The organism is Shewanella sp. SM68, assembly GCF_025653925.1.
GTDB classification, from domain to species: domain Bacteria; phylum Pseudomonadota; class Gammaproteobacteria; order Enterobacterales; family Shewanellaceae; genus Shewanella; species Shewanella oncorhynchi.
Genome location: NZ_JAKKRU010000001.1, coordinates 141,248 through 161,197, shown reverse-complemented (window position 1 = coordinate 161,197; position 19,950 = coordinate 141,248). Strand labels below are relative to the sequence as shown.

The 19,950-nt window shown below is 45.5% G+C and carries 18 protein-coding genes; 10 read left to right on the top strand and 8 right to left on the bottom strand.

The window, feature by feature from the left end; all coding sequences use genetic code 11:
- Positions 1 to 87: 87 nt before the first annotated feature.
- Both pgm and seqA read right to left on the bottom strand, forming a co-directional pair.
- Positions 88 to 1,740 (bottom strand): phosphoglucomutase (alpha-D-glucose-1,6-bisphosphate-dependent), encoded by a 1,653-nt coding sequence (gene pgm, locus L5M40_RS00705; RefSeq protein WP_263175483.1) that lies wholly within the window; start codon positions 1,738 to 1,740, stop codon positions 88 to 90.
- A 73-nt stretch (positions 1,741 to 1,813) separates the two neighbouring features.
- Positions 1,814 to 2,356, bottom strand: a complete 543-nt coding sequence (seqA, locus tag L5M40_RS00700; protein ID WP_263175482.1) for a replication initiation negative regulator SeqA — start codon at positions 2,354 to 2,356, stop codon at positions 1,814 to 1,816.
- A gap of 298 nt (positions 2,357 to 2,654) precedes the next feature.
- Between seqA and L5M40_RS00695 the strand changes: the two genes are divergently transcribed.
- The 6 genes from L5M40_RS00695 to efp all read left to right on the top strand — a co-directional run bounded on the left by L5M40_RS00695 (position 2,655) and on the right by efp (position 6,519).
- Positions 2,655 to 3,431: an alpha/beta fold hydrolase gene (locus L5M40_RS00695; RefSeq protein ID WP_263256171.1), complete on the top strand. Its 777-nt coding sequence runs from the start codon at positions 2,655 to 2,657 to the stop codon at positions 3,429 to 3,431.
- Between the two features lie 101 nt (positions 3,432 to 3,532).
- Positions 3,533 to 3,754: a DUF2788 domain-containing protein gene (locus L5M40_RS00690; protein WP_006081578.1), complete on the top strand. Its 222-nt coding sequence runs from the start codon at positions 3,533 to 3,535 to the stop codon at positions 3,752 to 3,754.
- A 10-nt stretch (positions 3,755 to 3,764) separates the two neighbouring features.
- The gene (ybfE, locus tag L5M40_RS00685; RefSeq protein ID WP_006081577.1) at positions 3,765 to 4,037 is read left to right on the top strand and encodes a LexA regulated protein; all 273 of its coding nucleotides are present in this window, start codon (positions 3,765 to 3,767) and stop codon (positions 4,035 to 4,037) included.
- A 54-nt stretch (positions 4,038 to 4,091) separates the two neighbouring features.
- Entirely contained in the window at positions 4,092 to 4,619 is a 528-nt protein-coding gene (gene fldA, locus L5M40_RS00680) for a flavodoxin FldA (protein ID WP_006081576.1), read from the top strand.
- 112 nt (positions 4,620 to 4,731) lie between these two features.
- Positions 4,732 to 5,913: an elongation factor P maturation arginine rhamnosyltransferase EarP gene (earP, locus tag L5M40_RS00675; RefSeq protein WP_263175479.1), complete on the top strand. Its 1,182-nt coding sequence runs from the start codon at positions 4,732 to 4,734 to the stop codon at positions 5,911 to 5,913.
- A 45-nt stretch (positions 5,914 to 5,958) separates the two neighbouring features.
- Complete coding sequence (efp, locus tag L5M40_RS00670) at positions 5,959 to 6,519, top strand: elongation factor P (RefSeq protein WP_105252465.1); 561 nt, start codon at positions 5,959 to 5,961, stop codon at positions 6,517 to 6,519.
- 100 nt (positions 6,520 to 6,619) lie between these two features.
- Here the strand turns inward: efp and L5M40_RS00665 are convergent, their stop codons facing one another.
- Positions 6,620 to 7,954: a glutamine synthetase family protein gene (locus L5M40_RS00665; protein ID WP_263175478.1), complete on the bottom strand. Its 1,335-nt coding sequence runs from the start codon at positions 7,952 to 7,954 to the stop codon at positions 6,620 to 6,622.
- Positions 7,955 to 8,239: 285 nt separating this feature from the next.
- The gene (locus L5M40_RS00660; RefSeq protein WP_263175477.1) at positions 8,240 to 9,622 is read right to left on the bottom strand and encodes a Na+/H+ antiporter NhaC family protein; all 1,383 of its coding nucleotides are present in this window, start codon (positions 9,620 to 9,622) and stop codon (positions 8,240 to 8,242) included.
- A gap of 754 nt (positions 9,623 to 10,376) precedes the next feature.
- Between L5M40_RS00660 and L5M40_RS00655 the strand changes: the two genes are divergently transcribed.
- The 3 genes from L5M40_RS00655 to L5M40_RS00645 all read left to right on the top strand — a co-directional run bounded on the left by L5M40_RS00655 (position 10,377) and on the right by L5M40_RS00645 (position 13,763).
- Positions 10,377 to 11,591 (top strand): pyridoxal phosphate-dependent aminotransferase, encoded by a 1,215-nt coding sequence (locus tag L5M40_RS00655; protein ID WP_105252462.1) that lies wholly within the window; start codon positions 10,377 to 10,379, stop codon positions 11,589 to 11,591.
- A gap of 209 nt (positions 11,592 to 11,800) precedes the next feature.
- The gene (yfbR, locus tag L5M40_RS00650; protein ID WP_263141958.1) at positions 11,801 to 12,388 is read left to right on the top strand and encodes a 5'-deoxynucleotidase; all 588 of its coding nucleotides are present in this window, start codon (positions 11,801 to 11,803) and stop codon (positions 12,386 to 12,388) included.
- Between the two features lie 25 nt (positions 12,389 to 12,413).
- A complete protein-coding gene (locus L5M40_RS00645; protein ID WP_173244953.1) occupies positions 12,414 to 13,763 on the top strand; it encodes an anti-phage deoxyguanosine triphosphatase in 1,350 nt (449 codons plus the stop codon).
- Positions 13,764 to 13,948: 185 nt separating this feature from the next.
- On the opposite strand, the gene L5M40_RS00640 is transcribed toward L5M40_RS00645, so the two are convergent.
- Genes L5M40_RS00640 through zwf form a run of 4 tightly spaced genes read right to left on the bottom strand, consistent with a single transcriptional unit; the run spans position 13,949 to position 18,642 of the window.
- Positions 13,949 to 14,590, bottom strand: coding sequence for a bifunctional 4-hydroxy-2-oxoglutarate aldolase/2-dehydro-3-deoxy-phosphogluconate aldolase (locus L5M40_RS00640; protein ID WP_028759995.1), 642 nt, complete (start codon positions 14,588 to 14,590; stop codon positions 13,949 to 13,951).
- A gap of 20 nt (positions 14,591 to 14,610) precedes the next feature.
- On the bottom strand, positions 14,611 to 16,437 hold the full coding sequence (edd, locus tag L5M40_RS00635) for a phosphogluconate dehydratase (protein WP_263175496.1): 1,827 nt from the start codon (positions 16,435 to 16,437) through the stop codon (positions 14,611 to 14,613).
- A 24-nt stretch (positions 16,438 to 16,461) separates the two neighbouring features.
- A complete protein-coding gene (pgl, locus tag L5M40_RS00630) occupies positions 16,462 to 17,160 on the bottom strand; it encodes a 6-phosphogluconolactonase (RefSeq protein WP_105252460.1) in 699 nt (232 codons plus the stop codon).
- 9 nt (positions 17,161 to 17,169) lie between these two features.
- Entirely contained in the window at positions 17,170 to 18,642 is a 1,473-nt protein-coding gene (gene zwf / locus L5M40_RS00625; RefSeq protein WP_028759998.1) for a glucose-6-phosphate dehydrogenase, read from the bottom strand.
- Between the two features lie 312 nt (positions 18,643 to 18,954).
- Between zwf and L5M40_RS00620 the strand changes: the two genes are divergently transcribed.
- On the top strand, positions 18,955 to 19,809 hold the full coding sequence (locus L5M40_RS00620; protein WP_006081563.1) for a MurR/RpiR family transcriptional regulator: 855 nt from the start codon (positions 18,955 to 18,957) through the stop codon (positions 19,807 to 19,809).
- Positions 19,810 to 19,950 lie beyond the last annotated feature (141 nt).

Sequence of the window (19,950 nt, the reverse complement as noted above, 5' to 3'; positions counted from 1 at the left end):
TACTCATAACTGACATTAGACACAAACAAAAACGCACTCAGATCTGAGTGCGTTTGTTTTTTGATACTTTATAAACCTACTGCAGCATTAAGCGTTTAGCGCCTTATCAATTAATGCCTGCGCATCTTTGATGATCTCAGCCAAATGCTGCTCACTGATAAAACTTTCGCCGTAGATTTTAAATAACGCTTCAGTGCCCGATGGACGTGCCGCAAACCACCCATTAGCTGTGGTAACTTTGATGCCGCCAATCGCCGCATTATTGCCTGGCGCATGGGTTAACACGTTTTCGATTGTCTCACCTGCAAGCACAGTGGCATTTAAGGTATCCGCATTGAGCAAAGCAAACTTGGCTTTGTTTTCAAGACTGATTGGGCTATCGATACGCTTATAGAAACTTTGGCCAAATTGTTTTACTAACTCTTGGTGACGCTGACCTGGGGTTTTACCTGTCACCGCAAGAATTTCTGCGGCAAGTAATCCTAAAATGAAGCCGTCTTTATCTGTGCACCATGTGCTGCCATCACGGCGTAAAAATGCCGCGCCAGCACTCTCTTCACCGCCAAAGGCGATTGTGGCTTCAGCTAAACCGTCGACAAACCACTTAAAGCCCACTGGCACTTCGAGTAACTTTTTGCCGTGGAAAGCACAGATTTTATCGATAAGCGCACTCGATACTAAGGTTTTACCTATGGCTAAGGTATCGCTCCAATCTGGTCTGTGTGTCAGTAAATAATCGATAGCGACCGCAAGATAATGATTCGGATCCATCAAACCCGTACCAGGGCAAACGATGCCGTGACGGTCATAATCGGGATCATTACCAAGGCATAAATCAAAGGATTCTTTATGGGCGAGTAAACCTGCCATCGCATAGGGAGACGAGCAATCCATGCGGATTTTGCCGTCTTTATCCAGCGGCATAAAACTAAAGCTTGGGTCAACTTTATCATTAACTAACGTGATATCGAGCCCATAACGCGTAGCAATCGGTGCCCAGTAGAAAATACCCGAACCACCGAGTGGATCAACACCGATACGCAGCTTAGCCTTAGCAATCGCCTGCATGTCGATAACATTTTCTAAATCAGCCACATAGGGTGTGATCAAATCAATGGCGTTGACATAGCCTGATGCCAGCGCTTCGGCATACGCTAATTTTTGCACGCCAGCTAACGCTTGGCGCAAGTAATCATTGGCCCGCGATTCAATCCAAGCCGTGATATTACCTTCGGCTGGTCCACCATGGGGTGGATTGTACTTGATGCCACCGTCCTGAGGAGGATTGTGGGAAGGCGTAATGATCAAACCATCGGACAATGCCGCACCCGTAATATTGGCTTCGCGATTGGCGCAAATCACCCCATGGGAAACCACTGGCGTTGGCGTAAATCCGTCGTTCTGTTGGATTTTCACTGTAACTTTATTTGCCGCCAGCACTTCAATGGCCGACAAATAGGCCGCATAGGATAACGCATGGGTGTCAATCCCAAGGATCAGCGGCCCATCGATATTTGCCGATTGACGGTAGTCCACTACAGCTTGGGTAATCGCCCAAATGTGTTGTTGGTTAAAACTGCCATTGAAGGCGCAGCCTCTGTGCCCAGAAGTGCCAAAGGTGACGCGTTGTTGTACGTCATCCATATTTGGCGTGATGCTGTAATAATGGCTCATCAGTTTTGGAATATTGACCAGATCCGTCTGATTAGCGATTTGTCCTGCCCTTTGATGTATTGCCACCTATGGCTCTCCTGCACTCAATTACAATTAGAAAAAGTAGAAAAATGTCGTACTAACTTGGCTCACCCGCGGATTAAACGCGCTCGGCGATGCCCGCTGCGACTGTCGCATCACAACCAAATTGCACTAAAACTTCCGATAAAATAGTGCGTTTCTTGGCGGTATTGTTGTTACTCGTTACCCAGAAACCACTTGCACCAATTTCTTTTGGGTTAGCCGAAGCACTCGCTTCGAGCAGTTGTTCCTTAGAGCGAGCAAAATACAAACGATCGCGCCCTTGGATCTGCAGAATTTGTGAGAATTGCTCTGGGGCTAATTGATACAAACTTTCGAGCAAAAAGAGGAAACGCCCTACTGCGCCTTTTTGCTGCGATAACTGATGTTCATCGACTAAGCGACTAAAATCATTCACAGCTGGCACTGTTTGCGCCGCGACGGGCTGAATAGGTTCAGCTTCAAGGCTCGGTTGGCTAATCGCCAAAGGCTGAGGTTGTTCGACCGCATCGACGGACAGGCCGAATAATCGACGAAGAATGTCAGAGGCGCTCTCACCAATACGTTCTGTTTTGCTGGCAATATGACGATAGAGCTCTTCATCTACTTCGATATATTTCATAACCTTAATTATCCTTTGTTATTCGACAGGCTTAACCGAAAAAAGTGTACCACAGCGATCGGGGCAGATCATTGCGATCTGTTACCAGTGTATCTATCTCTATCAATCTGATAAAGCGCCATTATTCTAAAAGTGCGGGAAATAGCACAGCAAACTAGCAGTTAATCGACAATTGCCGAAAAAGCACACAAGTTACTGGCCGCACCCACCATAGAAATGGCAACTGACTTGTCAAGCCAACGGCATTAAGGGCACAATTCGCGTCACGCTAAGCTAAAAATCTCCAACAGGAATCTCCATGAACTTTGTTTCCACAGGCCAAGGACCCGCAGTGCTCTTGATCCACGGCTTGTTCGGTAATCTAGATAACCTCAAAGGTCTAGGGCAAGTATTAGAAAATCAGTATCAAGTTATTCGTGTCGATGTGCCCAATCATGGTTTAAGTGAGCATTGGGATCAAATGGACTACCCTCGCCTCGCCACTGCAATGATCAGTTTGCTCGACGAACTGGCTATTGAACGCGCCCATATTGTGGGTCACTCCATGGGGGGTAAAATCGCCATGGTGACGGCGTTAGCCTTTCCAGAGCGCATTATCAGTATGGTGGCAGCCGATATCGCCCCCGTCGCCTATGAGCCAAGACACGACACAGTGTTTGCGGCATTAGAAAGTCTGCCCTTAGAAGGTCATACCGACAGACGCTTTGCCCTTAACCACTTAATAGACAAAGGTATCGACGAAGCCACCGCGCAGTTTTTACTCAAAAACCTGCAACGCACTGATACTGGCTTTCGTTGGAAAATGAACTTAAGTGGCCTAAAGGCTTGTTATCCTAATATTATTGGCTGGCAAAATCAGACGCCAAATCCAGTACAAAGCTATGCTGGACCAAGTCTGTTTATTCGCGGCGGCGACTCAAATTATGTCACTAGCGAGCACAGAAGCGCTATCATGGCGCAATTCCCCGCGGCACAGGCAAAAACACTTGAAGGATGTGGTCATTGGTTGCATGCGCAAAAACCCGTCATTTTTAACCGGATCGTGTCTGAATTTATTGACAAACATTCAATGTAAATCAGCAGCAAACTCGACCGAAAGCATATGGCAGCCGCCATCTTGTTGTGATATATTCGCGCCTCTTTTGGCCTTAGAACACTCTCAAGGACTAAGAAAGTATGTTATCTCAGTACATGGAACAAATTGAAACCATCGGCCTGAACCTGTTTTTTGCCTCGATATTTTTCTTTATCGGCATGGCCATCCACGATGTGCTTAAACAAGGTAACGTGCCAAAATTTGGTCGATTTATTGTTTGGTTAGTGTTATTTCTCGGCTGCGCCGGGTTTATTGTAAAAGGTATTATCCAGATCACTTGGGAAGGCTCAGGGATCGGTTAACAATAAGAACATGGCAAAAGAAGCGACAGACAGAACCACCATTGACCTTTTTGCCAATGAAAAGCGCCGGGGCCGCCCAAGAAGTAATCCTTTGTCCCGTAGCCAACAGCTTAAGGTCAACAAACGCAATCAAATCCAGCGCGATAAAGCCAACGGATTAAAGCGAATAGAGTTAAAGGTGTCACAAGATTTGTATGACGCCTTGAATGAGCAGGCATTGGCCAGTAACATCAGCCGTAGCCAGTTAATCGAATTAATTCTTCAGCAACAAGTTGAGTGCTGAACGAGTACCAGCAAGATTAACCTAATAAGTGAACTAGACATTAAAGGATAGACAATGGCAACTGTAGGTCTTTTTTTCGGTAGCGACACAGGTAACACCGAAGCTGTAGCCAAGATGATCCAGAAAAAACTGGGTAAAAAAATGGTTGAGGTGAAAGATATCGCCAAAAGTACCAAAGAACAGATTGCAGAGTATGACTTGCTGCTGTTCGGCATCCCGACCTGGTATTACGGTGAAGCGCAATGTGACTGGGATGATTTCTTCCCTGAATTAGAGCAAATTGATTTTACTGACAAACTTGTCGCTATTTTTGGTTGTGGTGATCAAGAAGACTACGCTGAGTACTTCCTTGATGCCATGGGCATGGTTGGTGATATTGTTCAGGCCCGTGGTGGTATCATCATCGGCCATTGGCCAACTGCAAGCTACAATTTTGAAGCCTCTAAAGGTCAAGTCGATGACGACCACTTTATTGGTTTAGGTATCGATGAAGATCGCCAGCCAGAGCTGACTGAAGAACGTGTTGATGCTTGGGTTAAGCAAATTTACGAAGAAATGTGTTTAGCTGAATTAGAAGATTAATTCTGTTAACCATTTGATTAAAGCGGCTTAACGCCGCTTTTTTTATGCATATATTTCTGACTTGTTGCGACTATCTACTTGTTGTAACTAAGAATAACGACATACCACACTCATGACCAACACACCCCGCTCCACTCATTGGGATATTTTTTGCACCGTCGTCGATAACTATGGCGATATTGGCGTCACTTGGCGTTTAGCCAAACAAATGGCTAATGAGTACCACATTCCCGTTAATTTGTGGGTCGATGACCTCGCAAGCTTCTCGCATATCTTACCGACACTCGATCCACTAAAAGCCACTCAAACCTTCAATGGTGTGAATATTATTCATTGGAAAGAGCCTTTGCCTATAAAGTTTGTTGCAGGAGCTGTGCTCATCGAAGCCTTTGCCTGTGAATTACCCGAACAGGTAAAAGCGCAGCTGGTTTATTTACATCAGAACGCCCCAAAATCTGTACCTGTCTGGCTGAATTTAGAGTATTTAAGCGCTGAGGATTGGGTTGAAGGCTGCCATGGTTTGCCATCGTTACAAGCCAATGGTTTGAAGAAGTATTTCTACTTTCCCGGTTTTAGCGCCAAAACGGGTGGACTCATTTGCGAGCAAAATTTGTTTGCAGAGCGTGATGCTTGGCAAGCTGATACTGCCAATAAATTGCAGCTTTTTACTGCTCTAGGTCTTAAGGACATTCAGGCACAAGACACTGTTATTAGCGTTTTTAGCTATGAGACCGAGGCGTTACCCGCATTATGTGAGTTATGGCAGCAATCGGTAGAAAAAATCCATGCGCTGATCCCAAAGGGCCGTAGCTTAAACCGTCTGACGCATTTACTGCCCTGTGAAATTGCCGCTCTAGTGCCGGGTCAACAGATAAATCATGGCAATTTAACCCTGCACATTTTACCTATGACAGACCAACAGGGGTTTGATCGCCTGCTCTGGAGCAGTGATTTTAATATCGTGCGCGGTGAAGATTCCTTTTTACGTGCCCAATGGGCCGCAAAACCCTTCATTTGGCACATTTATCCCCAAGAAGATGATTATCACCTCGTAAAATTAGAAGCTTTTCTCAAACTTTACTGCGATAATCTGCCACCTAAAATTGCTTGTTATTGGTCTGAATTGAATCTCGCGTTCAACCAAGCACAGCAATCAGCCGTGAGCCTTCACTGGCAAAACCTTAATCCTGTTAATTTGCCCTTGTTGCATCACCATGCTAAACAATGGCCAATTAATGCATTAAATGCTGCAGATCTCGCTACTCGACTAGTTCAGTTCGTTAAAAACAGCTAAGATACTGCGCGAAAACAGAAAAATCTAAATATAGGAAATAGTGTAATGAAAACTGCTCATGAAATCCGTCCTGGTAACGTGATCATGTTAGATGGCAGCCCATGGGTTGTGCAGAAAACTGAAACAACTCGTTCTGGCCGTAACGCTGCTATCGTTAAGTTAAAGTTGAAAAACTTACTGCTTAACTCTGGTACTGAAACGACTTTCAAAGGTGAAGATAAGTTAGAAGACATCATCCTAGATCGTCTTGACTGCACATATTCTTACTTTGCAGATCCTATGTTTGTATTCATGGATGCAGAATACAACCAATACGACGTAGAAGCTGAAAACCTAGGTGATGCAGCGGCTTATATCGTTGACGGTATGGAAGAAACTTGCCAAGTGACTTTCTATGATGGCAAAGCTATCTCTGTTGAAATGCCAACCACTATCGTCCGTGAAGTGATCTACACTGAGCCTTCAGCTCGTGGCGATACTTCAGGTAAAGTGATGAAGCCAGCGACTATCACTGGCGGTGGCACAGTGAGTGTTGCTGACTTCGTGAAAGTAGGCGACAAAATTGAAATCGACACTCGTACTGGTGAATTCAAGAAGCGCGTTTAATCGCCCTTCTCGTTTCCAGACGAAGAAAAGCCAGTGCTTGCACTGGCTTTTTTGTTGCTGTTTTTTTAGTGATGTGTCGAGTCACTCAAGGGAATAGGCATTAGCATTGCGGCCCTAAGAAACGTCGCTCCCAAGCCCCTATCTCACTCAAATAACTTTGGAATTCAATTTCCTTCACCGATACAAAGCCAGTGACAAAATCGTCCCCGAGTAAGCGTCGTGCCGAATCACTTTGGCGCATTTGCGTTAACGCAGCTAAAAATGTCTGCGCGAGGTCATGGCTGCTATCGTAGGCGCTCCCAGTTTCTGGTGCACTTGGCGATAATTTCTCTTCCAATCCGGCAAGGCCCGCAGCCAAAGATGCGGCAATCATCAAATACGGATTGGCATCGGCGCCCGCAATACGATTCTCTACCCGTCTCGCCATCGGAGCACTCAATGGCACACGTAAACCAGTGGTGCGATTATCAACGCCCCAACTTAAATTAATCGGCGCTTGACTGCCGGAAATGTAACGTCTAAATGAATTGATATTGGGTGCGAATAACAACATTAAATCAGGTAGATACTTTTGTAATCCGCCGATGTAGTGGTGAAAACGGTCAGTGTCACTACCATCAGCATGGCTGAAAATATTATTACCTTTATCATCGACGACACTTTGATGTAAATGCATAGAACTGCCGGGTTGACCCGCTATGGGTTTCGCCATAAAAATCGCATTCAAGCCATGTTTTATGGCGATTTCTTTCGCGGCATATTTGAACATAAAGGCTTGATCCGCTAAGGCCAGCGGATCGCCATGCACTAAGTTAATTTCATATTGCGATAGCCCCATTTCATGGATCCAAGTATCACCTTTAATCCCTATCGCATCGATGGCGGCATTAAACTCATCCCAAAATGGTGCGAGTTCATTGAGCATATTCATGCTAAACGCGGATTGACCATTTTCAGCTCGGCCACTTTTTGAAATGGGTGCCTGATAAGGCACACTCGGATCGGTATTGGCTTCAGTCAGATAAAACTCAATCTCAGGGGCCACCACGGGCGTTAACCCCAAGGCTTGGTAACGGGCCAACACATTTTTTAACATAGAGCGCGGCGCAAATGGACATAAATTGCCATCTAGTAATACGCAGTCATGGATGGCAAATGCGCGCGGCACTGTGCTCCATGGGATCATCTTGAGAGTGCTGTAATCGGGGACGAGTAAAAGATCAGGATCAGCATCAGGGAAAACAGGATCGTAGGAATACTCACCGGTAATCGCTTGCATCGAAATCGCTTGGGCAATACGTAATTCAGCACCCTGAGCAAAACTTCGGGCTGGCATAAGCTTTCCCCTTGGATAGCCTGAAATATCAGGGAATAAACATTCGACATCACGTATTGTGCCGTGCTCGAAAAACGCAGTAAGAAGAGTTGAGTCCATTTGATTCGTTTGCCACTAATGTTGAAAATAATACCTTGAAGGATGCAAAGTATAATCAGGCTTTGATTTGAAAAGCTACATGGCGACGATGAAATATGTAAAATATAAATGACAATTCCGTAAAATATAATTTGACATCAGTTGGAAATCTTCATTTAGCAGTGTAATCGTGTTTATTCTAGTTCAAGCCTCATCACTCTTTACTCACCCTAGCCGCCTAACCCCATTACGGCAGACATAAAAAAACCAGCCGTAGCTGGTTTCTTATATTAATCATGACAGAAGTTATGCAATCACAATAAAGCCGATAAATGCTATTACTGCTGCGATAAGTGCATAAGGTAACTGAGTCACAGCATGGCTCACTAAGTTACAACCTGAGCCTTGGGCGGCCAATACGGTTGAATCTGAGTAGAAGCACGCTTGGCTACCAAATGATGATGCAGACAATAAGGCCCCAATGACTAATGGGATGTCCGCCCCAACCGCTTGCGCTAATGGCATCACGATAGGAATCGTCACGGCAAATATACCCCAGCTCGAACCTGTGGCAAACGCGAGTATAGCCATAGATAAAAACACTACCGCAGGCAGCAATTTAGGTGTCATAAATGGGCTTAATGACTCAATGACATACTGCGGCAGTAACAACTGATCGCACACATCCTTAAACACAAACGCCGCAATCACAGTGCTAATGGCCGGTAGCATGCTTTTAAAGCCATCGATCATTTGGTCCATCATCTCTGAAAATGGCATCAAACGCTGCACTGCATAATAAGGAATCGTGATAACTAAGGTCGCCAGCAAGCCTTTCCACACGTCGATATCAAAGTACACGGTAAAGGCAACTAACAAACCAATAGGCACTAAAAAGTTATGCAGTTTGCCCTGATTATCGGCGTGCTTAAATTCCTCTTCTATGGCTTTAACCGCATATTCATCCGAAGTTTGCACTTGGTCGAAATCCACCTGCGCTTCAGCGGGTTCACCTTGGGCAGCGCGCAGCTGCGCAGTCTTCATTGGACCAATAGCGGGCACAATACCTAATGCGACAAGTAGTACCATAGCCACAGCTAACCAAGCATAAAGCATGTAAGGAATGGCTTGCATATAAACTGCAATGCCTTGACCTTCGGCTGCCACACCGTTATCCACCAGTAATCCACCAAAAAATACCGCCCAAGTCGATAATGGCACTAACACGCACACGGGCGCGGCGGTGGAGTCCACGACATAGGCGAGCATTTCACGGGACACTTTAAATTTATCCGTTACACGCTTCATGGTTTCACCCACAGTCAACGCATTGAGATAGTCATCGATAAAAATCACGATCCCAAGGATAAATGTCATTAATAGGGAAGATTTAGGTCCTTTCGCCAATTTAAGTGCATTGCGGCCAAACGCTAATGCGCCGCCAGTTCGTACTAAAAGTGCGATGAGCGCACCAAAACCACCACACACCAGAATCAACCAACCTATGGTTTCATCGGCCATAACCTTTAATGACACACTAGCAAAATTGTTTAAGACTTGACTGGGATCGAGTAACAGGAAACCGGTTACCGCACCTATGATCAAAGATAAAATAGGACGGCGTAACCAAATAGCTAACACCAATACCACCATAGGTGGAATGAGACTTAACGCTGTCGGTTCAGACATGCACTTAGGTCCTCTAAATAAATCGCCTAAAAGGCAAATGGTTTTAGAATAACGTCTGAAATCAACACGATTCAGAACGTCAACACAGCTGCTTCATGATGACTACCCCTGAAGATAAAACCCGCGAATTGCTTGCTATCTAAGGTGCCTTGCCAAAAACATCGCGCAGAAAATAAAGCGCATCGAATATTGAGTCAACTATAAATTTAACTTGATAGAAAATAAATTTATTTCCCGTGAGACAATTTTACATAACCATATAATTTAGAAGACTTTTAACGACATTGTAACTTAAACATTTATGATCTTCTTAGCTTAATAAGCATTCAATAAATATGCCTAATTATCACAAGATAAAATGCCGCTAGCATAAGTTTACCTTATCAAAAATCTATGATTAAAAATCAACCATTAAGTATCAGCTAAAATACATTTTCTTCTGTCACGATTAATATGGCTAATATAGAGAAATTAAATATGGGTCAGCTAATGAAAACGCATTTTCATCTTTCGAAATGAAAAAACATAAACAAGATTCCCCCACCAACCCAATAGATAAACAATCTTAAAATCATGCAAATGTCAGAGCATAAAACTTGTGCAGATTTCTTTAATCGCCTGTTAAAGCATATTTAACTGAGGGATATTTATAAAAAAAGCGCAATTCTGTGCTTATCCCCCCTTTCATCTACAATGAAATTTCGTTATGGTGCGCTAACTTAAGCCAAAACTTTATGCATGTTCCGAGGTGTAAATGCGCCCTATCATCAAATCCAACAAGCTGGATACCGTTTGCTATGACATCCGCGGCCCAGTGCACAAGGAAGCCAGACGTTTAGAAGACGAGGGGCATCGAATCCTCAAACTCAACATTGGTAATCCGGCCCCCTTCGGTTTCGAAGCGCCTGAAGAAATTGTGCGCGATGTGATCCTCAATTTACCCAGTGCCCAAGGCTACTGTGAGTCAAAAGGATTATTCTCTGCCCGTAAGGCCATAGTGCAGCATTATCAAGCCCAAGGGATTTTTGGTGTCGATATCGAAGATATCTATATAGGTAACGGCGTTTCAGAACTTATTATGATGGCAATGCAAGGCCTGCTGAATACCGATGATGAGATCTTAATCCCCTCACCAGACTATCCCCTGTGGACAGCAGCGGCGAATCTCGCGGGCGGCAAGGCTGTGCATTATCGCTGTGATGAAGAAGCGGACTGGTTCCCCGATCTCAACGACATTAAAAGTAAAATTTCATCACGTACTCGCGGCATAGTGCTGATTAACCCGAACAACCCAACCGGAGCGGTATACAGCAGAGAATTACTGCTGCAAGTAGTTGAACTGTGTCGTCAACATGATCTGATCCTTTTTGCCGATGAAATTTACGATAAAATTTTATACGACGAAGCCAAGCATATTCCTGCTGCGGGTCTATCAGATGATATTTTAACTGTTACTTTTAACGGTTTATCAAAGGCTTATCGTGCAGCAGGATTTCGTGTTGGTTGGATGATGTTATCTGGCAATCTTAAGGCTGCTAAAAGTTACATCGAAGGCTTAGAGATGCTGTCCTCGATGCGCCTCTGTGCAAACGTGCCCAATCAACATGCAATTCAAACCGCGCTCGGCGGTTATCAGAGTATTAACGAGCTTATTTTGCCTAATGGCCGCCTCACAGTCCAAAGGGATGCCTGTTACGAATTGCTTAACCAAATTCCAGGCGTGAGCGTTAAAAAACCCAAGGGCGCACTCTATGCCTTCCCGAAACTGGATATGAAAAAATTCAATCTGCGGGATGATGAGCGTTTAGTGCTGGATTTGCTCAGAGAAAAGAAAATTCTGTTAGTGCACGGCACGGCCTTTAACTGGCCTGAGCCCGACCATTTACGAGTGGTTTTCTTGCCCTATAAAGAAGATCTGAAGAAAGCATTTACCGAGTTTGGTGCCTTCCTCGAAAACTATCGACAATAGAATATCCCTTTAACGGTTTGAGACATAAAGCGATCCTAGTGGTCGCTTTATTTTTAGCTATTTATTTAAATCCTCTACGCTCATGCTCACGTGTCATCCAAGGCTGTGATAATCTAAGACTTCACTAGCGTCAATACTGCCTATTCACTTGTTTCATGTCTTCCATTGCAGCTTGCCGCCTTCCGATTTCACTCTTTAGCAGGAAAACTATGAGTCATTTATTTGCCCATTTAGCTCGCATGAAACTTATCCAACGCTGGCCTTTGATGTACAACGTTCGCACTGAAAATGTTCAAGAACACTCGCTGCAAGTTGCCATGGTGGCCCATGCACTGGTGATCATCAGCAATAAAAAGTTCGGCACAACGCTCGATCCCCATCAAGCCACCAGTTTGGCGATTTTCCACGATGCCAGTGAAATTCTCACCGGTGACTTACCGACGCCAGTGAAATACTTCAATAAAGAAATCGAAGCCGAGTATAAAAAGATTGAGGCGATTGCCGAGCAGCGCATGTTAGATATGGTACCTGAGGAATTTAAAGAAGATTATCGCAATCTGTTCATCAGTGATTACGCCGATCCCGTTTACAAGACCATAGTTAAATCCGCCGATACTCTGTGTGCCTATCTTAAATGCCTTGAGGAAAACCGCGCTGGCAACAGTGAATTCAATACTGCCCGTAAGCGTCTCGAAGACATGCTGGCGACAAATCCAGATCCCGCAGTACAGTATTTTATGAGCTGCTTTGTGCCCAGTTTCACCTTGAATTTAGACGAAATTAACAAGATGCTTTGATTTTCCACTCTCGCTAGGAATGCATATGACTTCAAGTGTTTGGCAAGAACGCCGTCATGGTGAAGATAAACAACGGCGCTTTGATCACCGCAGCCCCTACCAAAGAGACAGGGCGCGTATTCTCCACTCGGCCGCCTTTCGCCGCCTTCAGGCCAAGACCCAAGTGCTCGGCGTTGGCATGAATGACTTCTATCGCACCCGATTAACCCACTCACTCGAAGTCTCGCAAATTGGCACTGGCATAGCCGCGCAGCTCAGACGCAAATATCCACAACATAAACAACTGCTTTGCTCTATGAGCTTATTAGAGTCCCTGTGCTTGGCCCACGATATTGGTCATCCTCCCTTCGGCCACGGTGGCGAAGTGGCATTAAATTACATGATGCGCGACCACGGCGGTTTCGAAGGCAATGGCCAAACTTTTCGTATTTTATCGAAACTTGAGCCCTATACCTTAGATTTTGGCATGAACTTATGCCGCCGAACTATGCTCGGGATTTTGAAATACCCTGCGCCGCACTCGAAGCTATTTGTCGCGGGTGAACATAATGAAATCACCAACCACAGACAGTTAAAACCGTCACAATGGCCGCCGGTTAAGGGCATTTTCGACGATGATAACGACATCTTCGCTTGGGTGCTTGAGCCTTTGTCTGAGGCGGATAGCCGTCGTTTTACATCGACTCAGCAAGGTTCACACCCCGCCCTGCACCACTATCCACATCTGCGAACCCAGTTTAAATCCTTCGATTGCTCGATTATGGAACTGGCAGATGACATCGCTTATGCGGTGCACGATCTCGAAGATGCGATTGTGATGGGCATAGTCACAGCGTCCCAGTGGCATCAAGATGTGGCGCCGACACTGACGAACAGCAGTGATGCTTGGATAAAACAAGAGCTGGCAGATATTGGCAACAAGCTGTTTTCACATGAGCATCACCTACGTAAAGATGCCATAGGCACACTCGTTAATGGCTTTGTCACCGCTATTGTTATCTCAGAAGATGACGTGTTCGAAGAGCCATTATTGCGCTTTAATGCGACGTTAGAGCCAGAATTTGCCATTGCGCTCAATGTGCTCAAGCAACTGGTTTATAAATACGTGATCCGTAAACCTGAGATCCAAATGCTCGAATATAAAGGCCAGCAAATTGTGATGGGATTATTTGAAGCCTTCGCTTCCGATCCCGAGCGTTTACTGCCACTGAACACCCAAGAGCGCTGGCGCGAAAGTGAGCAACAAGGCTTAAACAGTCACAGAGTGTTGGCGGACTATATTTCGGGGATGACCGATGAATTTGCAGGCAGACTATATCAGCAGTTGTTTAGCCCAAAAGCCGGCTCAAATGTGGAACTGAGCAAGGAAATGTAGGTAAGCAGACATTGGCGGCCCGACTTGCTATAAAGCCAGACCGTTTGTAAATGCTCGTGTTACTGTAAAAACCCGACTTTCTACAGAGTCAGCTATCACAGCCGTTCTTTATCAAAATGTGAAAGATAAAAGACAAAAAACCACCTCGCGGTGGTTTTTTATTTTGTCACTATTTCAAACTCGATTTATAAAGCGCCAATGGCATCTTTACAAAGTTGAGTGATACGATCCCAATCGCCGTGTTCCATTGCATCCGTTGGCGCAATCCAACTACCACCAATACAATCGACGTTTTTCAGCGCTAAATAATCTTTATAGCTGCTTGGCGTAATACCACCTGTTGGGCAGAAGCGAATATCCGCTAGCGGACCCGAGAAGGCTTTAAGAGCATCGACACCACCCGAGGCTTCGGCTGGGAAGAATTTAAAGTGGGTGTAACCGAGCGCCATCCCCGTCATCACTTCTGAAATGCTCGCAACCCCTGGAATTAAAGGGATTGGACCATGCATACCCGCTTTGAGTAGTTCAACCGTTGCACCTGGGGTAATAATAAACTGCGCACCTGCGGCAATCGCAAGATCAAGCTGAGCTTCGTTTAAGATAGTCCCTGCGCCGACTAAGGCCTCAGGCACTTCTTTGGCGATTTTAGTGATAGCTTCGAGTGCACAAGGCGTACGCAAAGTCACTTCTAATACGCTAATGCCGCCGGCAACCAGTGCTCGCGCTAATGGCACCGCATGTTCAATCTTGTTAATCACCATAACAGGAACAATAGGGCTGCGTTTAAAAATATCTTGTGGCTGTAGTGACCAGTTATTCTCAAGCATTGCGTTATTCTTCCTTTGTATTAATAAAGTTCATCGATGGCATTAGTACAACGCGCACCAGTTTCTGGACTACTTAGATTTGAACGTAGCGCACTAAATAACTCGCGGCCCATGCCATAACGTGAGCGATGTAAATCCACTATTCCCGCGGCTCTGGTGGCAAGTTCAGCTTCAGATACAAGCAGGCTCAGTTCGCCTGTTAACGCATCGACACGGATCAAGTCGCCATCTTGGACTTTGGCAATTAAACCACCATCTAAGGCTTCTGGCGTCAAGTGAATGGCCGCAGGGACTTTACCCGACGCACCAGACATGCGACCGTCGGTCAGCAGCGCGACTTTAAAGCCTTTGTCCTGAAGCGTTCCCAATAATGGGGTTAACTTGTGCAGTTCTGGCATACCGTTAGCTTTCGGGCCTTGACCTTTAACCACGACAACACAATCTCTATCCAAAGCACCGGCTTGGAACAAGGCATCGAGTTTGTTTTGATCGTCAATCACCACCGCGGGCGCTTCAACGACACGATGTTGTTCTTGTACTGCTGACACTTTGATCACAGCGCGGCCTAAGTTACCTTTGAGTAATTTTAAGCCACCGTTGCCTTGGAAAGGTGATGCGACTGACGTTAACACTTCAGTATCTAAGCTAGTCGTTGGACCATCGACCCAGCGCAGTTCACCGTCGAGCAGCCTTGGCTCTTGGGCATAACGGCGTAAACCAAAGCCCGCAACGGTATTCACATCTTCATGCAATAGACCCGCATCGAGCAATTCTTTGATTAAGTACGCCATGCCACCGGCTGCATGGAAGTGATTAATATCGGCATGACCGTTTGGATACACGCGCGCCACTAGTGGTACAGCATCGGATAATTCAGAAAAATCATCCCAGTTCACAATAATACCGGCAGCACGAGCCGCGGCGACTATGTGCATCGTCAAGTTAGTTGAACCGCCTGTCGCTAATAGCGCGACTATGCCGTTAACCACAGATTTTTCGCTGACCACTTCACCGATTGGGGTATATTGGGTGCCCATTTCGGTTAAACGACACACTTGCTTAGCTGCCATCTTATTTAATGCTTCGCGCAGTGGATCATCAGGATTCACAAATGACGAGCCAGGTAACTGCAGGCCCATCACTTCAAGCATCAACTGATTCGAGTTTGCCGTGCCGTAGAAAGTACAGGTTCCCGCACTGTGGTAAGACTGGGCTTCAGCTTCTAACAGTTGCGCGCGATCCACTTTACCTTGGGCAAATTGCTGACGAATACGGGCTTTTTCTTTGTTCGGGATACCTGATTTCATCGGCCCAGCAGGCACGAATAACATAGGCAAGTGACCAAAGCTTAAGGCGCCGATAAGCAAACCTGGAACGATTTTATCGCAAATGCCGAGCAGTAAAGCGCCATCGAACATGTTGTGAGACAAGCCCACAGCCGTTGCCATCGCAATCACTTCACGACTCAGTAAGCTCAATTCCATACCGGGTTGACCTTGAGTCACACCGTCACACATGGCCGGAACACCGCCCGCCACTTGTGCAACACTGCCGACTTCCTGACAAGCTTTTTTAAGCAATTCAGGATAGCTTTCATAGGGTTGGTGCGCAGATAACATATCGTTAAATGCCGTCACTATGCCGATGTTCGCCTTATTCAATTGACGCAATGCATTTTTGTCGTCTGGATTACAGGCGGCAAAACCATGGGCTAAGTTGCCACAGCTCAATGAGCTACGGTGTACACCATGGTTACGGGCATCATTCAATGCGGCGAGATAACCTTCACGTGACGCTTTGCTACGGGCAATAATTCTGTCGGTAACAGCTTGAACTACTGAGTGTATTTCTACTGAGTGCATAGTGACTCCTTAAGCGCTCCAGAACACATCAACGGGCGTTTTACGCTGCGCTAATACGGCTCTGATAGGCATAGCATGGACATCATCACTTTCTAACGCTTGACGATATACGGATAATTTCTGTTCCCCGACCAAGTGCAGATAAATTTGTCTGCTGTTCAGAATCGCACTCTTAGAGAGCGTGATCCTGCCGTGGGGCGCTGTGGTGGGGTTCGTCGCCACACACAAGGCTTGGGTTGTGAGCGCATTTTCAAGCTCAGCACTGCAGGGAAACCAAGAGCAGGTATGACCATCGTTACCCATGCCTAACACCACCACATCAAAAGGACGTGGGAAGTTAGACAAGGACTCTGCGGCCATATCGGCGCCCGCTTCTGCGGTCGAAAACATGTTTTTTAAACCGCGGAATTTGGCATTTGCCGCACGGTTTTGTAATAAATGTTCACGCACGAGGCGCTCATTAGAAGCATCAGCGTCGGCTTCAACCCAGCGCTCATCGGCAAGCGTGATATAAACATCACTCCAATCGATGGATTTCATGCTCAATAGTTGAAATAACTTAAGCGGCGTCGAACCACCGGAAACCACTAAGCTCGCTTTTCCGCGGGCATCGACGGCTTCCTGCAACTGGCTCGCAATTCTATTCGCAAGCTGTTGTTCTAACGCACTTGGCGTATCGAAAGATTTGAATACGGTTTCTTTAATCATCAAAGTCTCCTACTCGTCCCACGAACGGCCATCTTTGGTGATCAAAGCAACTGACGCAACTGGACCCCAAGTACCCGCAGGATAAGGTTTTGGTTTTTCGTTGCTTTGTTCCCACGATTGGATAATGCCATCCACCCAAGTCCATGCCTGTTCGACTTCGTCACGGCGCACGAACAGCGCTTGATTACCGAGCATAGCTTCGAGTAATAGACGCTCGTAGGCATCGGCGATACGTTCATTTTTGAAGGTATCGGAGAAGCTCAAATCGAGTTTAGTGGTTTGTAGACGTTGTTTTTGCTCCAAACCTGGCACTTTGTTCATCATCTGGATTTCAACCCCTTCATGGGGTTGCAGACGAATAGTCAGCTTGTTGGGTGGCAGATTACGGTAGCTTGAGCGATACAAGTTATGCGGTGGGTTTTTGAAATACACCACAATTTCAGAGCTCTTAAACGGCATACGTTTACCGCTACGTAAATAGAAAGGCACGCCCGCCCAACGCCAGTTGTCGATATCCACACGAATAGCCACGAAGGTTTCTGTGTGTGATTGAAGGTTGGCGCCTTCTTCTTCTAAATAACCCGGTACTGGGCTGCCCTTTAAGAAGCCCGCACTGTACTGACCGCGTACGGTATTTTCATACACATTGTCAGAATTAATCGGACGCAGTGATTTGAGCACTTTGACTTTTTCATCACGGATGCTGTCAGCGTCTAAGTTGACCGGTGGATCCATAGCAACGAGCGTTAACACTTGCAGCAAATGGTTCTGGATCATGTCACGCATTTGACCCGCTTTGTCGAAGTAACCCCAACGGCCTTCGATGCCCACTTCTTCTGCGACTGTGATCTGGACGTGGTCAATCGTACGGTTGTCCCACTTAGAGGCAAATAAAGAGTTAGCAAAACGCAGTGCAATCAAGTTCTGTACGGTTTCTTTACCTAAGTAATGGTCGATACGGTAAACCTGACGTTCTTTGAAGTAAGCGGAAACTTGGTCATTGATAACGCGAGAAGAGTCTAAATCTGAGCCGATGGGCTTTTCGAGCACCACGCGTGAATCTGGGTGGATAAGATCTTGTTCATGCAAACAACGGCAAATGTCGCCGAATATTGCAGGTGGCGTAGCAAAGTAACTGACCATAACGCGCTCTTCTGGTTTGAGCAGATCATGGAAGGCACTGTAGCCCGCTGAATCGGTAAAGTTAGTGCCTATATAGTGGCAGCGGGACAGGAAACGTTGGAGAGTCTCTTCGCACAAAGGCTCTTTCACGAAGGTGTTTAATGCAAGCGTGACTAATTCGATAAACTCATCTTGAGTAAACTCGTCTTTCGCGACACCGATCACTTTCGTATCTTTATCGAGAAGTTCAGCTTTATCTAGCTGGTATAAAGAAGGTAACAACTTGCGTCGTGCCAAATCGCCTTTAGTACCAAAGAGTACGAAGTCACAAGCTTTGGCGCCTGATGTTGTTTTGCCCATTGCGTTACGATCTCCTTTGTATGTCGTGTCCCTTCATGTCGATGAAGAAATCCACACTTTTGTTGTAATATAACAACAGAATTTGTTAAATGCATCTATTTTTATAAATATTAACATTCTAGCTAACTAGTCACTTGCTGTATAAATCTGATATGCTTTTTGTGCTTAAATTACTGAAGGTAGTAAAGTCTTATTTCAAAATTGTACTGAAAAGTTACTACATAGAGTCTATTAGTGGGCCGCCAGTCTTGATCTGCTCCCACGAAATAAAAATAAATAAAATTACATTCTCAATTTAGCGGACATACGCGTATGAATACCCTAGAAAAGGTTCAAAAAAGCCTCACCCATTTTAGTAAATCAGAACGCAAAGTTGCAGAGGTGATCTTAGCATCACCACAGACAGCTATACATTCTAGCATCGCCACACTGGCTAAGATGGCAGATGTCAGTGAACCTACTGTGAATCGTTTCTGCCGCCGCTTAGATACTAAAGGTTTCCCTGATTTTAAGTTACATCTAGCGCAAAGTCTTGCGAACGGTACACCTTATGTGAGCCGCCACGTTGAAGAAGATGATTCAACTGAGTCTTACACGACAAAAATATTCGAATCTTCAATGGCTTCGCTCGATACCGCACGTCAAAGCCTAGACATTTCAGCCATTAATAAAGCCGTTGATATTCTCACTCAAGCTAAGACTATTTCCTTTTTTGGCCTAGGCGCATCCGCTTCAGTTGCCCATGACGCGCAAAATAAATTCTTCCGCTTTAATGTGCCTGTCATCTGTTTTGACGATGTTCTAATGCAACGCATGAGCTGTATTAACAGTAATGAGGGCGATGTTGTGGTATTGATTTCCCACACTGGCCGCACTAAGTCATTGATTGAAATAGCGCGTTTAGCGAGAGAAAATGGTGCAGCTGTGATTGGTATTACCGCCCGCAACTCGCCTTTGTCAATGGAATGTACACTGCCCGTGACAATGGAAGTGCCAGAAGATACTGACATGTATTTACCTATGGCCTCGCGTTTAGCCCAATTAGTCACTATAGATGTATTGGCAACGGGTTTTACCTTACGTAGAGGCCCACGTTTCCGCGATAATTTGAAACGAGTGAAAGAAGTGTTAAAAGAGTCTCGCATCAATAAAGATCCGATACTGTAACTCACTTCCTTTTCTAAAAATGGCTAGTGTTGATCCTTAACCTAGCCATTTATCGTGCAAATATCAGCGATACCTCACAATTTTCATACATAACTTTAGATCAATTTGATTGTAACTTTACTACAAAATTTGGAATTGCAT

What these genes read in the sequence shown, in the direction of transcription:
- seqA (WP_263175482.1), bottom strand. Translation starts at nt 2,356, where the DNA reads ATGAAATATATCGAAGTAGATGAAGAGCTCTATCGTCATATTGCCAGC.
- L5M40_RS00695 (WP_263256171.1), top strand. Translation starts at nt 2,655, where the DNA reads ATGAACTTTGTTTCCACAGGCCAAGGACCCGCAGTGCTCTTGATCCAC.
- L5M40_RS00690 (WP_006081578.1), top strand. Translation starts at nt 3,533, where the DNA reads ATGTTATCTCAGTACATGGAACAAATTGAAACCATCGGCCTGAACCTG.
- ybfE (WP_006081577.1), top strand. Translation starts at nt 3,765, where the DNA reads ATGGCAAAAGAAGCGACAGACAGAACCACCATTGACCTTTTTGCCAAT.
- fldA (WP_006081576.1), top strand. Translation starts at nt 4,092, where the DNA reads ATGGCAACTGTAGGTCTTTTTTTCGGTAGCGACACAGGTAACACCGAA.
- earP (WP_263175479.1), top strand. Translation starts at nt 4,732, where the DNA reads ATGACCAACACACCCCGCTCCACTCATTGGGATATTTTTTGCACCGTC.
- efp (WP_105252465.1), top strand. Translation starts at nt 5,959, where the DNA reads ATGAAAACTGCTCATGAAATCCGTCCTGGTAACGTGATCATGTTAGAT.
- L5M40_RS00665 (WP_263175478.1), bottom strand. Translation starts at nt 7,954, where the DNA reads ATGGACTCAACTCTTCTTACTGCGTTTTTCGAGCACGGCACAATACGT.
- L5M40_RS00660 (WP_263175477.1), bottom strand. Translation starts at nt 9,622, where the DNA reads ATGTCTGAACCGACAGCGTTAAGTCTCATTCCACCTATGGTGGTATTG.
- L5M40_RS00655 (WP_105252462.1), top strand. Translation starts at nt 10,377, where the DNA reads ATGCGCCCTATCATCAAATCCAACAAGCTGGATACCGTTTGCTATGAC.
- yfbR (WP_263141958.1), top strand. Translation starts at nt 11,801, where the DNA reads ATGAGTCATTTATTTGCCCATTTAGCTCGCATGAAACTTATCCAACGC.
- L5M40_RS00645 (WP_173244953.1), top strand. Translation starts at nt 12,414, where the DNA reads ATGACTTCAAGTGTTTGGCAAGAACGCCGTCATGGTGAAGATAAACAA.
- L5M40_RS00640 (WP_028759995.1), bottom strand. Translation starts at nt 14,590, where the DNA reads ATGCTTGAGAATAACTGGTCACTACAGCCACAAGATATTTTTAAACGC.
- pgl (WP_105252460.1), bottom strand. Translation starts at nt 17,160, where the DNA reads ATGATTAAAGAAACCGTATTCAAATCTTTCGATACGCCAAGTGCGTTA.
- zwf (WP_028759998.1), bottom strand. Translation starts at nt 18,642, where the DNA reads ATGGGCAAAACAACATCAGGCGCCAAAGCTTGTGACTTCGTACTCTTT.
- L5M40_RS00620 (WP_006081563.1), top strand. Translation starts at nt 18,955, where the DNA reads ATGAATACCCTAGAAAAGGTTCAAAAAAGCCTCACCCATTTTAGTAAA.